Source organism: Haloarcula terrestris (assembly GCF_031624315.1).
Classification (GTDB): Archaea; Halobacteriota; Halobacteria; order Halobacteriales; family Haloarculaceae; genus Haloarcula; species Haloarcula terrestris.
Genome location: NZ_JAMQOM010000001.1, coordinates 270,049 through 284,796, shown reverse-complemented (window position 1 = coordinate 284,796; position 14,748 = coordinate 270,049). Strand labels below are relative to the sequence as shown.

The following is a 14,748-nucleotide window of genomic DNA, read 5'->3' as shown; positions in this document are numbered from 1 at the left end:
GATTTCGCACTCCGTCCTGAGCCGGCAAACCGCCGACTGCACCGACATAATACCACGACAGCAGAGCACAGCCCTGTCGTAACAGAACCAATACTGCGACCAGCGGCAAAGTAGGTGGGACAGACAGTAGGGCCAGGATGCAAAACTGCCCCTCGTGAATCGTCGCTCAGTCAGCGCCGAGACAGCCGACCCACGAACAGTCGGTGCAGGTCTCGATGCCGTTCGCCGTCGTCGTCTCGCCGCGACAGCGCGGACAGACTGAGCCGACCGGCTGTGACTGGACCTTACTCATCGGTGATGATGTCGGCCGACAGGCCCTGGGCCATCTCGATGTCCTTGGAGTTGTTCAGCGTCCAGGCGGTGCGTTCGGTGACGGCCTCGATGACCTCGCGGCCGCTCGGGAGGCCGTTGCCGGACTTCTTGACGCCGCCGAATGGCAGGTGGACTTCCGCGCCGATACACGGGAGGTTCCCGTAGGCGAGTCCGATTTCCGCTTCGTCGCGGAACTGGTTGATCTGGCGGTAGTCCTCGGAGATGATGGCCCCGGCGAGGCCGTAGTCGACGCTGTTGTGCATCTCCAGCGCGCGGTCGAAGTCGCCCGAGTATTCCAGCAGCGCGACGTGGGGACCGAACACCTCTTCGTTGATACAGCGCAGGTCCTCGTCGTAGTCGATCTCGTAGACGAACGGGCCGACCCAGTGGCCCTCCTCGTGGCCGTCGGGGATCTCCTCGGCACCGAGGTCGGCGCGGTCGACGAGCACGTTCGCGCCCTCCTCGCGGGCGAGGTCGTTGTAGCGTTTGAACTTCTCGACCTGCCCGTCCTCGATGAGCGGCCCCATGAAGGTGTCTTCCTCCAGCGGGTCGCCGACGGCGATGTCTTGGGCCACGTCGACGAACCGCTCTTTGAACTCGTCGTACAGGTCTTCGTGGACGATGAGTCGCTCCGAGGAGACACAGCGCTGGCCGGTCGTCTTGAAGCTGGACATCACGGCCGAGTGGACGGCGATGTCGAGGTCCGCTTCTTCGGTGATGACGACGGCGTTCTTCCCGCCCATCTCGCAGGCGGCGATCTTGCCGGGCTGGCCGCCGACCTTCGAGGCGATCTGGTGGCCGACTTCGGCGCTGCCCGTGAACAGAACCGTCTCGACGCGGTCGTCCTCGACGATGGCGTTGCCGGCGTCGCCGTAGCCCTGGACGAGGTTGAATACGCCGTCCGGGATGCCCGAATCCTCGAACATCTCGGCGATGATGTGGGCACACCACGGGGTCTGCTCGGCGGGCTTCCAGACGACGGTGTTGCCCTCGACCAGCGTCACCGCGAGGTGCCAGAACGGGATGGCGACCGGGAAGTTCCACGGCGTGATACAGCCGACGACACCTTTCGACTTGCGGCGCATGTAGGCGTCCTTGCTGGCGATTTCGGAGGGGACCACGTCGCCGTGGGGGTGGCGGGCGTTACCGGCGGCCCACTCCACCATATGCCAGGACTCGGTTACGTCGGCCAGCCCTTCGCTGATCTCCTTGCCACACTCCATGGTGACGATTTCGCCGAGTTCCTCGTGGCGGTCGCGGAGTTCGTGGTAGATGTCCCAGAGGTACTCCGCGCGGTCGATGTGTGAGAGCGAGCGCCACTCGTCGTAGGCGTCCTCCGCCGCGGCCAGCGCGCGGTCTACGTCGTCTTCGGTTCCGCGGTGGAACGAGGCGAGCGCCTCGCCGGTGGCCGGGTTCTGGCTCGTGAACGTTTCGTCGCCGGTGCCTGTCGTCCAGTCACCGTCGATGTAGTGTCGTCGTGAGTCGTCTGCACTCATAGCTGTGATTTCTCACTAGTCCCACCAATATCTACCACCGTCCATGGTCAGGGGTCACCCCCTGTTAGTCATCGGCTTACGACTCATCGAAAACCCGGCATTACCGCCCATGGTCGGTGTTCCCCTTATTAACCGCACCTTTATTGGCGTCCATAGCGTGATTTCTCTTAGGAATCCCTCATACGGAGGGCGCCCACTATGAGCGAGGTACAATCAGCGGACGGCGGACTCCAACTCACCCTGAGCATCTGGCATCCGGACTGTTGGACGCTCGAAGTCACCGACAAGACGGCGGCTGGGCTGTTGGCTCACGGCGTGTACAACACACAGAACGGCAGCGTAAAGGGCCTGTTCACGGCGTACGCCGACAGTATTAGCGACGTTGAAGACCTCATCCAGGCGACCCGCGACTCGTCGCTAACGGAGTCAGTGCTGGAACTGCGCGAGCGCCACGGCGCGACCGGGACGGGGACTTCTCCGGGGAACACGACCCGTGAGCTGTTCGTCGAGTACGACCCGGACAACACCATCAGCGACAGCCTCCTCTCGCGGGGGTTCATCCACAACGACCCGGTCCGCGTCCGGCACGGCCGCGAACACTGGCCGGTGTTTTTCCCGGAGTCCCGCGACGAGGCCGAGTCGCTCCTCGAAGAGATCCGCGAGGAACAGTCGGCCGACATCGAGGTAACTCGAATCACGTCCGCCGGCGGCGGCAACCCGGGGCAGCTTCGGCGGATGGACCGGCTCTCGGACAGCCAGCGAGAGGCGTTCGAACTCGCCAGACAGGAAGACTACTACGCGTGGCCCCGTGGCATCTCGACACGCGAACTCGCGTCGAAACTCGGTGTCTCGAAAACGACGTTGCTCGAACACCTCCGGAAGGCCGAGGCGAAACTGCTCGACCCGGACACGTCGTAACTGTTCAGTTCAGGACGGCCCGAACGGCAAACAGCGCGTTCTCCTTGCGCTCGCGGACACGCCGGTAGAAGTAGGAGAACCATTTGTCGCCGTAGGGAATGTACTGCCACATCGGAACGCCCTCCGCCGCGAGGTCGCGCTGGGCGTCGTCGCGGACGCCCATCAGCATCTGGACCTCGTAGTCGGTGCCGTACTCGTCGTGGAGGTCCTTGGCGTAGTCGATCATCGCCGGGTCGTGGCTGCCGACGGCGACACCGCCCTCGAACGTCTCGAACATCAGTTCGAGGCAGTCCCGGTAGGCTTCGTTGACGCGCTCTTTCTTCTTGTAGGAGACACGCTTGGGCTCGGAGTAAGCTCCCTTGACCAGCCGAACCTTGCCGGGCAGGGGGGCGAGCCGTTCGAGGTCATCCGGGGTGCGCTTGAGGTTCGCCTGCGTGCAGACGCCGACGCCGCCCTCGTGGGCCGTGACGAGTCGCTCGTACGCGTCGAGGGTCACGTCGGTCGTGGTGTAATCCTCCATGTCGACCCAGACGAAGACGCCGTGGTCGTCGCCCGCCGCGACGATCTGTTCGAGGTTCTCGACGAACACGTCGTCGCCGACATCGAGGCCGATCTGGGAGGGTTTGACTGAGATACAGCAGTCGAGGCCGCTTCTGTCGATTTCCTTGATCAGTTCGATGTATGCGTCGGCGTCCTCGTCAGCTGGCTGGCGCTCGTCGTAGTGTTCGCCTAACAGATTCAAGATTCCCTTGACATCGTCGTCGTTGAGCGCGGCGACGTGGTCGAGTGCCCCCGGCGCTGTCTCCCCGGCGACGAAGTTGTTCGCTATCGGCGGGATCATTACCGAATCTACGCCACTATATTAGCCTAAATAGACCCCCTACCAAAAAAATCAGACCAATCTAGGTGAAAACAAGCGGCAGTGAAACCGCTGCGCGTTTCATCGCCGGCCCGATCACACACTCTGCTCGGCCGTGCTGTGTCCTTCTGCTGTCGTTCTGATTGGACAATAACTAGATATGTCTGCCAGCATCGAGTTCAGAGTCGAGATAGCGGGTCGGCTCTCCGACTGAATGAACTCCTCTCGTGGCAATTTTTGTTTGTTCCATACGATACGCCGGGGATGAAATACCTTTCAAAAGTATTAATTCAGGGCTTGCCGTACAGGCGGCAGAACATGGGGCCTACCATGGACGGGGACACGACTATACAGGGCGTTCCGAAACAAGCTATCAGTATATCATGAACGACAATGACACGCGATCGATCGACAGGCGGAGCATAATCAAGGCTGCGGCCAGCGCCGGACTCGTCGGCCTCGCCGGCTGTTCCGGGGGGGCTCCCGAAGACAGCGGCGGCGACGGCGGTGACGGCGAATCGACGGATACCTCGACGGACTCCGGCTCCGAAACCTACACCATCGGGATGGTAGACAGCCTCTCCGGTTCGCTGTCCGCGTTCGGCCAGCGGAACCAGCGCGGCAAGGAGATCGCGCTTGACGATGTCAACGCCGTCGGCGTCGGCGGCGGCGAACTGGCGATCTCACAGCAGGACGACCAGAGTACGAGTCAGGGCGGGGTCAGTGCGGCTCAGACACTCGTCAACCAGGAGGAGGTCCCGCTGCTCATCGGGACCGTCGGGAGCGGTGTCAGTACGGCCATACACGAGAGCGTCGTCCAGAACACCGATGTCGTCCAGATCAGCCAGAACAGCACCAGCCCGAACCTGACGAACTACCCGGACCTGCTCCGGATGCCGCCGGCCGGCAAGGCGCAGGCGGAAGCGATTGCGACGCTTCTCGAAGATGACGGCAACGGCTCCGCCGCGCTGGCCTGGATCAACAACGACTACGGCCAGTCCGTCGGCGAGGCCTTCGTCGAGGCGTTCGACGGGGACATCGTCTACAACCAACCCCACGACCAGGGCCAATCCTCCTACAGCAGCACCATCTCCTCGATGTCTGACACCGACGCTGACGCGTGGGTGTTCATCACCTACCAGCCGGAGTTCGCCACGATGTCCCAGGAGGCGTTCGACCTGGGCGTCACCGACCAGGCCGCCTGGTACGGTGGCGACAGCGTCAAAGGACCGAAAGTCCTCGAATCGGCTCCCCAGGGAAGTCTCGACGGAATGAAGGCTGTGGTGCCGAGCGTTCCCCAGGACGCCGAGAACTACCAGGCGTTCGTCTCGGAGTTCGAGGACCGCTTCGGCGAGGAACCCACGTCGTGGTCGGCCTACGCCTACGATGCGGTGGTCGTCAGCGCACTCGCCATCGAAGCCGCCGACGAGTTCACCGGCTCGGCGCTCATGGAGGTTGTTCGGGACGTGACCCGGCCCGAAGGCGAGGAAGCGACCAGCTACGAGGACGCACACGAGATTCTGGCGAACGGCGGCTCGCCGTCTGATGTGGACTACACCGGCGTCAGCGGCCCAATAGACCTCGACGAGAACGGTGACCCGGTCGGGTTGCTGCAGGTGTTCGAAGTCGTGGACCACGCCTACGAATCCGGCGGCTTCATCGAGGGCTAAGGCGGCCGCGACCTTTCCATTTTCACCAATGGCGCAGATATTACAGTACCTGGCAAACGGGCTCGTCTTCAGTAGTATCATCATCCTCGGGAGTATCGGGCTCTCGCTGGTCTACAGCATCGCCGACTTCGCGAACTTCGCACACGGCGATACGATGACGCTGGGTGCCTACGGGGCCTTCGTCGCGTTCGGTGTTCTGGGCGGCCTCGGCGGCACCGTTCTCGGTCTCCCGATCGGGTTCTTCCTGTCGCTGGCCGTCGGGATGGCGCTTGCAGCCGTCGTCGCCGTCCTGACTCACATCCTCGTGTACAAGCCACTCGATACGGACTCGATCGGGCTGCTCATCACGAGCATCGGCGTGGCGTTCGTCTACCGCGCGGTACTACAGGCGTCCTTCGGAACGGATTTCCTGCAGTACGATATCACCCGTAGCGGCCCGATTCCGCTGCTGCTGGACACCCTCGATGTCGCAGTGACACAGCGTGATGTCGCAATTATCGTCAGCGCGGCGGTGCTCGTGGTTGCGTTGCACCTCCTGCTTCAGCGGACGACGCTGGGCCGGAAGATGCGTGCGACGGCCGACAACCCCGACCTCGCACGCGTGAGCGGTATCCGAACCGACCGCGTCATTCTCGTCATGTGGGTCGTCGGCAGCGCGCTGGCCGCCGCTGGTGGCGTTTTCCTCGCGCTGTACAGCCAACTCGACCCGCGTATCGGCTTCAACATCCTGCTGGTCGTGTTCGCCGCGGTCATCCTCGGCGGTATCGGCTCGGTGTACGGAGCGATGCTCGGTGGGCTGCTCATCGGGATGCTCCACGAACTGACGCCGCTGCTTGGCGACATCGGACTCCCGATCAGCAACGCCTACGCACCGGCCGTCGCGTTCGTCATCATGGTCGCGGTCCTGCTTGTCAGGCCCCGCGGCATCGCGGGTGATATGACATGAGCGCGCTCGATGTCGGTGCGTACTCGCCCCGCGAGAAGGGCGTTGCGGGACTGCTCGCCGCGCTTGCCGCGTTCCTGCTCCTCGCGGTTATCACCGGCTTCCTCGCCCCGGCGTACCTGCTGTATCTGGTCGGGCTGTCGGCGATGTACATGCTCCTCTCGATGGGGCTGAACGTCCAGTGGGGGTACGGCGGCATGATCAACTTCAGCGTCGCGGCCTTCTTCGGCCTCGGCGCGTACGGGACCGCGCTGCTGACGGCGTCCGGCTCGCCGATCTCCGGCGGCGTCAGTCCCGTTATCGCGCTGTTTGGCGGTCTCGGTCTCGCCGCGGTGCTCGCGGTGATTATCGGCTACCCGACGCTGAAGCTCCGGGATGACTACCTCGCCATCGCGTCGCTGGGGCTCGCGGAGGTCGTGCGTATCTTCATCCTCAACGAATCACAGTGGACGGCGGGCAGCGCCGGCCTGACCGGGATTCCGCTGTTTTTCTCCGACTGGCCCGTACTCGGCGACCTGACCTACCCGTACGTGTTCAACGTGGGGGGGACCTCGCTGTTCTACATGAGCCAGTCGGTCGTCACCAGCGCGCTGAACGTCGTGCTGGTCTCGGTGATCGTCGCGGCCGTCTACCTGTTCCTCCGTCGGATCCACCAGTCGCCGTGGGGCCGCGTCCTGCGGACGATCCGGACCGACGAGGACCTCGCGGAGACGCTGGGCAAGAACACCTTCGCGTTCAAGATGCAGGCGTTCGTCATCGGGAGCCTCATCATGGCGCTCGCGGGCGTGTTCTACTCCCACCTCGTGTTGTTCGTCAGTCCCTCGGACCTCCAGCCGATCACGACGTTCTACGTCTGGGTCGCCGTCATCCTCGGGGGCACCGGCAGCGACCGCGGCGCGATGCTGGGCGGGTTCACCATCGTCGCCATCCAGCAGGGGACGCGCTTCCTGACCGACACGGGCGCGCTGCCCATCGGCGCGGCACCGCTCCGGCTCATGCTGGTCGGTCTGCTCATCATCTTCATCGTCAGGCTCCGCCCGGAGGGGATCCTCCCGCCGGAGCGCGAACTCATCTGGCCCGACTCGCTGGGCGGTGGTCGCGATGAGTGAGCAGTCGCTCGTCTCCGACGGACCCGTTCTCGGGAAGGACGACCCGGTGCTTCGCGCACGGGGCCTGGAGAAGCGATTCGGCGGCCTCGTGGCGACGGACGACGCGTCCATCGAGGTCGAACGCGGCACCATCACGGGCCTCATCGGCCCAAACGGAGCCGGCAAATCGACGCTGTTCAACCTCGTGTCGGGCTTCTACGAGCCTGACGCTGGCTCCGTCGCGGTCAACGGCGTCGACGTGACCGGCCAGGACCCCCACGAAATCGCCGATCAGGGGATGATCCGGACGTTCCAGACGCCGCGCAAACCGGAGGGAATGACCGTCCGGGAGGCGCTGCTTGTGGGACCACACGACCAGACTGGGGAATCGATAATCCCGCTGTTCACCTCGCCCGAGACCGTCGAGCGGGAGGAACGGCGCTCGCTCGAACAGGCCCAGCAGATGCTCGAACGGTTCGAGATCGGCGACCTGGCGACCCAGCCCGCGACGGACCTCTCGGGCGGACAGATGAAACTGGTCGAACTGGCCCGCGGGATGATGGCCGAACCCGACCTGCTCCTGCTGGACGAGCCCGTTGCCGGCGTCAACCCCGTGCTGGCCGACAAGCTAGCGGGGTTCATCGAGGAACTCAACGAGGAGGGGATCACCTTCCTCATCATCGAACACGACATGAACTTCATCATGCGGCTGGCCGATCCGATTATCGTCCTCAACCAGGGGAGTGTCCTCGTCGAGGGGCCGCCCGAGGCGGTCCGGAGCGACGAGCGCGTCATCGACGCCTACCTGGGAGGGCCGTCGGAATGACCGACCCGATACTCACCGTCGACGGTGTCGACAGCGGCTACGGCGAGGTGCAGGTGCTTGACGATCTCTCGCTGACGCTGGGTGAGGGCGAAATCGCCTGCCTCGTCGGCCCGAACGGGGCCGGCAAGTCCACCGTCCTCAAGACGGTGTTCGGCATGCTGGAGCCCTGGACCGGTTCGGTCCGTCTCGGTGACCGCGAAATCGGTGGGATGGCTCCCGAGGACATCGTCCGGATCGGCGTCGGCTACGTCCCACAGACCGAGAACGTCTTCGGGTCGCTGACCATCGACGAGAACCTCCGGATGGGCGGGGTCGCCCGCGACAGCGGCCTCGACGAGGTCGTCGGCGAACTGTACGACCGGTTCCCCATCCTCGACGACAAGCGCACCGCCAACGCGAAGACACTGTCGGGCGGCCAGCGGCAGGTGCTGGCCTTTGCCCGCGCGCTCGTGATGGAGCCCGACGTGTTACTCATCGACGAGCCAAGCGCCGGGCTGGCTCCGAACACCGCCAAGGAGGTGTTCGACGACGTGGAGACGGTCAACGAACTCGGCACGTCGATTCTGATGGTCGAGCAGAACGCCCGCGAGGGGCTGGGCATCTCCGACCGCGGGTTCGTCCTCGACCAGGGGACGGTCAAGTTCGAGGGCGAGGCCGACTCGCTGCTGGACGACCCCGAGGTCTCCCGGCTGTACCTCGGCGGCGAATCGCGCCGCTGATACCACCGCCGGTTCAGTTTCGAACCAACGACACACGATCTATGGATACGAACCTATCTCTCTCCTGTCGCGCAGTCGCGACTGACCGAACACGATGAGTCGGCTGGACCGACTGTTCGGCGTGCTCGCGCCGCTCCTGGCCGCGGTCCTCTGGGGCGGGATGTACGTCGTTAGCAAGTGGGGCTTCGGGGCGATTCCGCCCGTCACGCTGGGGTTTCTCCGCGTCGTCCTCGGCGCGGCGGTGCTGGTCGCCGTCGTCAAATCTACCGCCGCGACCCGTTCGCCGACCCGGACCGACTGGCGCAGGTTCGTCGGGCTCGGCGCGCTGGTGACCGCGACTATCGTCACGCAGTTCGTCGGGACCGACCTGACGACCGCCAGCCAGGGGTCGCTCCTTACCGTCGCAACGCCGGTCGCTGCGCTCCTGCTGGCCGCCGTCGTCATCGACGAACAACTCACTCGTGCGAAGGCCACCGGTGTCTGCCTCGCAATCGCTGGCACGGTGCTCGTCGTCGTCGACAACGGCCTCAACGGGAGTCTCGATCCGGCGGGCGTCCTCGCGCTGCTCGGCGCTGGTGTCGCGTGGGCCGCCTACACCGTCTGGGGCAAACCGCTCGTGGCACGGTTCTCGGCCCTGGAGACCGCGACCTACGCGACCGTCACGGCGACGCCGATGCTCGCGGTCCTGTCGGCGGGCGAACTGTGGCTGCTTGGCCGCTCGCTCAGTTCGCTGCCGACGGACCCCGCGGTTCTCGCCGCAGTCGTGTATCTCGGCGTGTTCGCCACCGCGGCGGCGTGGTACCTCTGGTACAAGGGCCTGGAGTACGTCGATGCCGGCACCGTGTCGGTGCTGTTCGTCGCCCAGCCGCTGGTCGGGACCGCGCTCGGCGCGGCCCTGCTCGGTGAGCGGGTCGGTCCTTGGTTTCTGGTCGGGGGCGGCCTGTTGCTCGCCGCCGTGGTGGTCGTCGGCCGAGCCCGGGCGTAGGGCCGGAGGACAACACAGAAAAGCCCCCCTCGCATATCGCCTGCCAATGACTGTGACGCTGCCGACCGAGGCCGACGACTGGGCCGCCGCGTGGCGCGACCGGATCAACGAGCGCGCCGCGTTCGCTGACACCGCCGACGGCTTCACCGCCGCGTTCTGCTTCGAGATCCGCGCCGACGACACCTACACCGGCGAGCCGATACAGGTCGCCGTCGTCATCGAGGACGGCATCTGTACCGCCGCCGGGACGGTCGCGGACCCCGAGTACGACTTCGCGTTCCGCGGCCCCTACAGCGACTGGGTCACGATGCTGCAGGGCGATCTGGATATCTCCGCCGCGGCGATGGACGGAACCTTCGACGTTGAGGGCGACACGATGCGGCTGCTTCGCCGACAGGACACCATCGCCGAGATGGTCGCCGCGGCACAGAACGTCGACACCGAGTTCGAGTACTGACCGACGGGCTTTTGTCCGCCCGCTTGGCCTACACGGATATGATCGACAAACTCGGCGCGGTTGGTATCGCCGGCATCGTCGTGTTGCTCGCCGGCATCGGTCTGGTCGCGTGGCAGGCTCCAATTGTTGCCGTCGGTATCGCGCTCGTCGTCGGCGGCCTCGGATTGGTCGTCTACGGTCTCGTCACGACGCTACTGGGCGCGTTCGGCCTCGGCGGCGGTGGCATGGGCGGTATGGGTGGCGGTGGCGGCATGGGCGGTGGCGGTATGGGCGGCGGCGAAATGCCCTGACGCCCGTTCACGGTTCTATTTTCGGGAGAACGCGAACCACTGACGGCGGCCCGCCCGCCGGTCAGTTCTCGCTCGTCGGCCGGTCTGCCCGGTGTTCGCTGATGATCTGGTCGACCATCTCGGCGTTCTGTTCCTTCCGGCGGTCGGCGGCCCGCTCCTCCCAGTCCTCGATTGCGGCCTCGATTTCGCCTTCGCGGGCGACGGCCAATTCGTCCACTTCCTGGACAGTGACCATCTCCGCCGGCGCGACGGGGATGTCGTTCTCGAACAGCACCTGATCGGCCACGTCGGAGAGATTGCCGTTCCGAAGGACGATCTTGGGATCGATGTCGGCCAGCTGCTGGGCGGTCGACCGGCCCGCGCCCGAGGCGTCCCGGAACATGACGATGTCGTCCTCAACGAGGCCAAAGCGCTCGTCGGCGTCGGCGATGGCGTCTTTGGTGAATTGCTCGACCACCTTGACCGGGGTCAGCCCCGCCTGCTTCTCCGACACGTCGGCGAAGTTCGAGTGGTCGAGCTTCCACAGCGCCTTCAGCCGGTCGAGCTTGTCGGCCAGGCCCTCGCGCTTCTCCTGTTCCTCTTCGACCTTCCGTTCGAGGGCCTCGTTGCGCCGCTGGAGTCGGGTCACCTCGCGGTCCTTTCGGACTTCGCGCCGGCCCTCGCTGCGGGCCTTCTCCAGCTGTTTGTCCTTCTCGGAAAGCTGGTCGTCCTTGCGCTTGATCGTCTCTTTGAGGTCGTCGACGTGTGATTCGAGCCGCTCGATGCGGGCGTTCAGCCGCTTGATCTCTTTCTCATCGTCGGTGAGTTCCCGCGGTTCGTGGGCCGTCGTCTCCTCGTCTTCGCCGTCGTCGTCTTCGAGGTCACGTAGCACCGTCTCGACGCTCTCCTCGCCGGCGACGACGCGGTCGATGACCTGCCCCACGTCGTGCTGTGGCGGCACCTTGCCCGCGACGCGCTCGAACTGGTCGGCGTGGTGGTCGAAGGCATAGAGGGCGGCGGCCATCGCGTCCCGCTCGTGGTCGTTGTCGTAGGATTCCTCGCGGGTCCGGTGTTTCTTCTCGTCGACCGGGAGGTCCGTGTCGGGTTCCCAGCCCGCCGCGCTAAAGGAGCGCCGGAGCTTCTCGACAGTTTCCGGCATCGGCGTCACGTCGGCAGCGACGACGACGGGCCGCCCGCGCTCGATGATCCACTCCGTCGTCGCGGCGGCGTCGTCGGTGCGGGAAGAATACACGTCCAGGACAGTGCCGTCCAGGGAGACGATGGCGACGGCCGTCGTCGTTCCGGGGTCGACGCCGACGACGACGTGGTCGCGGCGCTTCGCCAGCGGCTTGAACTCGATGCCGTCCCGTCGCTGGCGCTCGATTTCGACGCGCGTGTCGCCCGACCGCGCCCTCGACACCGGAATGTCCTGTGGTCGGGCCGAGACCTGGAACACGGCGTTGGAGAAGCCGCCGTACTTCTCGGTCACGTCCCGCTCGTACTCCAGGCCGGCGTCGTCCAGTTCGGACTCGATCTCGCGCGCTCGCTTCCGGACCGCGCCGTGAATGCGCCGCGTGTAGCGGTCCTCGGACCAGCCGCCTTTTCCGGTCGAGCGGCCCCGCGAGACCTTCACTTCTGTCGTGTCCGTAAACGCGGATACCTCCTGGCCGACGTTGGCGGCGGCCAACCTGGCCGCGGCCTCGGCCTCCTCCATCGGGTCCTTGCCGTAGGGGACGCCGTGGCGCTTGGCGACCCGAGAGAGCGGTTCCGGCCGCTCATCGCCGGTCACCTGCACCAGTTTCGTCTCGTCGGGGAGCGACCCGAGGACGTGAATCAGGGCGTCCTTGTCCTCGGCGAGTTCGTACATATTGTCCGTCGCGACGATGGCCGGCGTCTCGTCCTCGATGCGCCGGCGGAGCTTTCGCCGCGAGACCACGTCTCGCTCGACTGATTCCCCGTCGAAGACCACCAGCGCGTACGACGGCGCATCACCGCGCACGTCGCCGCTCTGGATGTCGACCCCGAAGACGACCGCGTCGAGCGCTGCCGTGCGGTTCACGGACCACGATAGGCGACGCGCGATTATAAATCCGTTCCGGGCTCGCAGGATGGGACTGGTTTGGTTACGCTATGGAGACTCCGAACAGCCAGAAAGCCCCCAACCCTTTCAGTCCCACCCAGCATGGAGTGTCCGACTGGCTTGCGGTGGGGCTTTCTGGTTCGGGATTGCTGACCCACATCTCTCTTGTCGGGGCGCTCCGACAGACCACTATGATGACACCTCGCAACGCCGCGAGCGACACCCCGGAGGCCGGTCGCCATGGCGTCTGAACGGGAGAAGATGCTCGCTGGCGAGCGCTACGACGCGAGCGACCCGGAACTCGTCGCCGCCCGCGAGCGGGCGAACGAACTCACCCGTGAGTACAATCAGACCGACCCAGCAGCGGCCGACACCAGACGGGCGCTCATCGAGGACCTGTTCGGCTCGGTCGGCGCGGACTGCCACGTCGAACCGCCCTTCCGGTGTGACTACGGCGACAACATCCACGTCGGCGACGGCTTTTACGCGAACTTCGATTGTGTCGTGCTGGACGTGTGTCGGGTCGACATCGGCGACGACTGCCTGCTCGGGCCGGGCGTCCACATCTACACTGCGACCCACCCGCTGGACCCGGCGGAACGACGCAGCGGCGTCGAGTACGGGGAGCCGGTGACCGTCGGCGACAACGTCTGGGTCGGCGGGCAGGTGGTCATCAACCCCGGCGTCACCGTCGGCGACAACGCTGTCGTCGGGTCCGGTGCGGTCGTCACCGACGACGTGCCGGCAGGCGTCGTCGTCCAGGGGAACCCCGCCTCGGTCGTGCGGGAAATCGAGGAGTGAGTGGCCTGCACCGCAGCCGTGGCAAACAACAGCGCCCGTCGCGGGGTTCTTCGCCCCGTAGCGCGTACCGCCTGTATGGACACCACGACCGAAAACCGCGTTCGGACGGTCGAGACGCGAGCGGAACTCGACGACGTGCTGGCGACGGCCGACCGCGTGCTGGTGATGGTCCGGACGACCGGCTGTACGATCTGCAAGTCGATGGAGCCGATACTCGATATCGCCGCGAAAGCCACCGACGCCGCGGTAGTCGTGTTCAATCCGAAGACCGACCTCGACGCCGTCGAAGCGTTCGATGTCCGGAGCGTCCCGACGTTCCTGCTGTTTAGCGACGGGCAGGTGCGTGACCGCCGTGCCGACGGGTTCGTACCCGCCGAGGAGTTGATCGAATTCGTCGAGGATCAGCCGGAATAGGGCCGCATGAGCGGGTTGAATTATCAGCCCGAGACAACGTTTTTGACCCCCCTCGTCGAAGGGTCGCTGATGGCCCTCCAAATCGGCTCCGCCCTCGAAGCGGCGGGGTACCGACTGTTCAGTCGTACCGGCGCGATACTACTCGCGGCGTTTCTCGCCCTGATGATCGGCTTGCAAGCACTGTTTAACACGATCACGGCGATAACCCTCACCAGGCTGGGTTTCGGTGATGCCACCGCAGCCCTGCCGCTGACCCTCGACATCTCGCTCTCCGTTGCGGGTGCCGGTATCGCCGTCGGCACCGTGGTCTCGCTGTATCTCACTATCGTCAGCTTCCGGACGTTCGTCGCCGGAGCGCGCGACAGTTTCCCCGGCGGCGCGTTCACCCGAAACGTCCCGCTGGCGATGGTGAACGTGTTCGTCGGCGGGATCGTCTACGGCCTGCTCGTGCTCATCGGGTCGATCTTGCTACTCATCCCCGGCATCTTCGCGTACGTCGCGTTCATCTTCATGACGCCGTACATTATCGTCGACGACCGGAACTTCGTCGCCGCACTCAAGCAGAGCTACCGACTCACTGAGGGCGACCGGCTGACGCTGTTTGGCTTGTTGCTCATCGTCGTCGTTGCCGCCGGGTTCCTCGGTGGCATCGTCGGACTCGTCGGCATGCTGGCGCTCTCGCAGTCGGCCGCGCAGTTGCCGACCGTCGTCCTCCAGACGCTGGTGTCGCTGTACAGCACTGCAGTTATCGCGGTCGCGTTCGAGCAACTCCGCGAGAGCGACGGCGTACCGCCTTCGGCCCCGAACGAGGCCGACACGCCGACCTCGACGGTCTGAACGGCGTCCCGACTCCGTCGCTCCCCGGGACCACAGTGTCGCTCTGCTGTATCGTGACTGTCTTATCCATCCAG

Annotated in this window: 16 protein-coding genes; 12 read left to right on the top strand and 4 right to left on the bottom strand. The window is 65.2% G+C overall.

The genetic code is table 11. From position 1 onward, the window contains the following. Positions 1-166: 166 nt before the first annotated feature. Positions 167-292: a hypothetical protein gene (locus NDI54_RS01535; RefSeq protein WP_310894725.1), complete on the bottom strand. Its 126-nt coding sequence runs from the start codon at positions 290-292 to the stop codon at positions 167-169. After that, positions 285-1,808 carry an aldehyde dehydrogenase family protein gene (locus NDI54_RS01530; RefSeq protein ID WP_310894724.1) on the bottom strand — a complete coding sequence of 508 codons (1,524 nt, stop codon included), beginning with the start codon at positions 1,806-1,808 and terminating at the stop codon, positions 285-287. The genes NDI54_RS01535 and NDI54_RS01530 overlap by 8 nt, the downstream gene beginning before the upstream one ends. A gap of 198 nt (positions 1,809-2,006) precedes the next feature. On the opposite strand from NDI54_RS01530, the gene NDI54_RS01525 reads away from it, so the two are divergent. After that, positions 2,007-2,726: a helix-turn-helix domain-containing protein gene (locus tag NDI54_RS01525; protein ID WP_310894723.1), complete on the top strand. Its 720-nt coding sequence runs from the start codon at positions 2,007-2,009 to the stop codon at positions 2,724-2,726. A gap of 4 nt (positions 2,727-2,730) precedes the next feature. Here the strand turns inward: NDI54_RS01525 and NDI54_RS01520 are convergent, their stop codons facing one another. Next, the gene (locus NDI54_RS01520; protein ID WP_310894722.1) at positions 2,731-3,567 is read right to left on the bottom strand and encodes a proline dehydrogenase family protein; all 837 of its coding nucleotides are present in this window, start codon (positions 3,565-3,567) and stop codon (positions 2,731-2,733) included. Between the two features lie 401 nt (positions 3,568-3,968). On the opposite strand from NDI54_RS01520, the gene NDI54_RS01515 reads away from it, so the two are divergent. The 8 genes from NDI54_RS01515 to NDI54_RS01480 all read left to right on the top strand — a co-directional run bounded on the left by NDI54_RS01515 (position 3,969) and on the right by NDI54_RS01480 (position 10,563). Then, the gene (locus NDI54_RS01515) at positions 3,969-5,255 is read left to right on the top strand and encodes an ABC transporter substrate-binding protein (protein ID WP_310894721.1); all 1,287 of its coding nucleotides are present in this window, start codon (positions 3,969-3,971) and stop codon (positions 5,253-5,255) included. Positions 5,256-5,283: 28 nt separating this feature from the next. Next, positions 5,284-6,201: a branched-chain amino acid ABC transporter permease gene (locus tag NDI54_RS01510; RefSeq protein WP_310894720.1), complete on the top strand. Its 918-nt coding sequence runs from the start codon at positions 5,284-5,286 to the stop codon at positions 6,199-6,201. Further along, complete coding sequence (locus tag NDI54_RS01505; RefSeq protein ID WP_310894719.1) at positions 6,198-7,307, top strand: branched-chain amino acid ABC transporter permease; 1,110 nt, start codon at positions 6,198-6,200, stop codon at positions 7,305-7,307. Before NDI54_RS01510 ends, NDI54_RS01505 begins: the two co-directional genes overlap by 4 nt. After that, complete coding sequence (locus NDI54_RS01500; RefSeq protein WP_310894718.1) at positions 7,300-8,112, top strand: ABC transporter ATP-binding protein; 813 nt, start codon at positions 7,300-7,302, stop codon at positions 8,110-8,112. Before NDI54_RS01505 ends, NDI54_RS01500 begins: the two co-directional genes overlap by 8 nt. After that, the gene (locus NDI54_RS01495) at positions 8,109-8,831 is read left to right on the top strand and encodes an ABC transporter ATP-binding protein (protein ID WP_310894717.1); all 723 of its coding nucleotides are present in this window, start codon (positions 8,109-8,111) and stop codon (positions 8,829-8,831) included. The genes NDI54_RS01500 and NDI54_RS01495 overlap by 4 nt, the downstream gene beginning before the upstream one ends. Positions 8,832-8,925: 94 nt before the next feature. Next, a complete protein-coding gene (locus tag NDI54_RS01490; protein WP_310894716.1) occupies positions 8,926-9,816 on the top strand; it encodes a DMT family transporter in 891 nt (296 codons plus the stop codon). A 46-nt stretch (positions 9,817-9,862) separates the two neighbouring features. Then, complete coding sequence (locus NDI54_RS01485; RefSeq protein ID WP_310894715.1) at positions 9,863-10,273, top strand: SCP2 sterol-binding domain-containing protein; 411 nt, start codon at positions 9,863-9,865, stop codon at positions 10,271-10,273. A gap of 38 nt (positions 10,274-10,311) precedes the next feature. Further along, positions 10,312-10,563 carry a DUF7470 family protein gene (locus NDI54_RS01480; RefSeq protein ID WP_310894714.1) on the top strand — a complete coding sequence of 84 codons (252 nt, stop codon included), beginning with the start codon at positions 10,312-10,314 and terminating at the stop codon, positions 10,561-10,563. Between the two features lie 61 nt (positions 10,564-10,624). On the opposite strand, the gene NDI54_RS01475 is transcribed toward NDI54_RS01480, so the two are convergent. Beyond that, entirely contained in the window at positions 10,625-12,601 is a 1,977-nt protein-coding gene (locus tag NDI54_RS01475; RefSeq protein WP_310894713.1) for a DUF460 domain-containing protein, read from the bottom strand. A gap of 261 nt (positions 12,602-12,862) precedes the next feature. Here NDI54_RS01475 and NDI54_RS01470 point away from each other — a divergent pair, with 261 nt between their 5' ends. From NDI54_RS01470 to NDI54_RS01460, 3 genes are all read left to right on the top strand, one after another. Then, complete coding sequence (locus tag NDI54_RS01470; RefSeq protein WP_310894712.1) at positions 12,863-13,423, top strand: sugar O-acetyltransferase; 561 nt, start codon at positions 12,863-12,865, stop codon at positions 13,421-13,423. Positions 13,424-13,498: 75 nt separating this feature from the next. Beyond that, a complete protein-coding gene (locus NDI54_RS01465) occupies positions 13,499-13,837 on the top strand; it encodes a thioredoxin family protein (RefSeq protein WP_310894711.1) in 339 nt (112 codons plus the stop codon). A 69-nt stretch (positions 13,838-13,906) separates the two neighbouring features. Next, on the top strand, positions 13,907-14,674 hold the full coding sequence (locus tag NDI54_RS01460) for a hypothetical protein (RefSeq protein ID WP_310894710.1): 768 nt from the start codon (positions 13,907-13,909) through the stop codon (positions 14,672-14,674). Positions 14,675-14,748 lie beyond the last annotated feature (74 nt).

What these genes read in the sequence shown, in the direction of transcription:
- NDI54_RS01535 (WP_310894725.1), bottom strand. Translation starts at nt 292, where the DNA reads ATGAGTAAGGTCCAGTCACAGCCGGTCGGCTCAGTCTGTCCGCGCTGT.
- NDI54_RS01530 (WP_310894724.1), bottom strand. Translation starts at nt 1,808, where the DNA reads ATGAGTGCAGACGACTCACGACGACACTACATCGACGGTGACTGGACG.
- NDI54_RS01525 (WP_310894723.1), top strand. Translation starts at nt 2,007, where the DNA reads ATGAGCGAGGTACAATCAGCGGACGGCGGACTCCAACTCACCCTGAGC.
- NDI54_RS01520 (WP_310894722.1), bottom strand. Translation starts at nt 3,567, where the DNA reads ATGATCCCGCCGATAGCGAACAACTTCGTCGCCGGGGAGACAGCGCCG.
- NDI54_RS01515 (WP_310894721.1), top strand. Translation starts at nt 3,969, where the DNA reads ATGAACGACAATGACACGCGATCGATCGACAGGCGGAGCATAATCAAG.
- NDI54_RS01510 (WP_310894720.1), top strand. Translation starts at nt 5,284, where the DNA reads ATGGCGCAGATATTACAGTACCTGGCAAACGGGCTCGTCTTCAGTAGT.
- NDI54_RS01505 (WP_310894719.1), top strand. Translation starts at nt 6,198, where the DNA reads ATGAGCGCGCTCGATGTCGGTGCGTACTCGCCCCGCGAGAAGGGCGTT.
- NDI54_RS01500 (WP_310894718.1), top strand. Translation starts at nt 7,300, where the DNA reads ATGAGTGAGCAGTCGCTCGTCTCCGACGGACCCGTTCTCGGGAAGGAC.
- NDI54_RS01495 (WP_310894717.1), top strand. Translation starts at nt 8,109, where the DNA reads ATGACCGACCCGATACTCACCGTCGACGGTGTCGACAGCGGCTACGGC.
- NDI54_RS01490 (WP_310894716.1), top strand. Translation starts at nt 8,926, where the DNA reads ATGAGTCGGCTGGACCGACTGTTCGGCGTGCTCGCGCCGCTCCTGGCC.
- NDI54_RS01485 (WP_310894715.1), top strand. Translation starts at nt 9,863, where the DNA reads ATGACTGTGACGCTGCCGACCGAGGCCGACGACTGGGCCGCCGCGTGG.
- NDI54_RS01480 (WP_310894714.1), top strand. Translation starts at nt 10,312, where the DNA reads ATGATCGACAAACTCGGCGCGGTTGGTATCGCCGGCATCGTCGTGTTG.
- NDI54_RS01470 (WP_310894712.1), top strand. Translation starts at nt 12,863, where the DNA reads ATGGCGTCTGAACGGGAGAAGATGCTCGCTGGCGAGCGCTACGACGCG.
- NDI54_RS01465 (WP_310894711.1), top strand. Translation starts at nt 13,499, where the DNA reads ATGGACACCACGACCGAAAACCGCGTTCGGACGGTCGAGACGCGAGCG.
- NDI54_RS01460 (WP_310894710.1), top strand. Translation starts at nt 13,907, where the DNA reads ATGGCCCTCCAAATCGGCTCCGCCCTCGAAGCGGCGGGGTACCGACTG.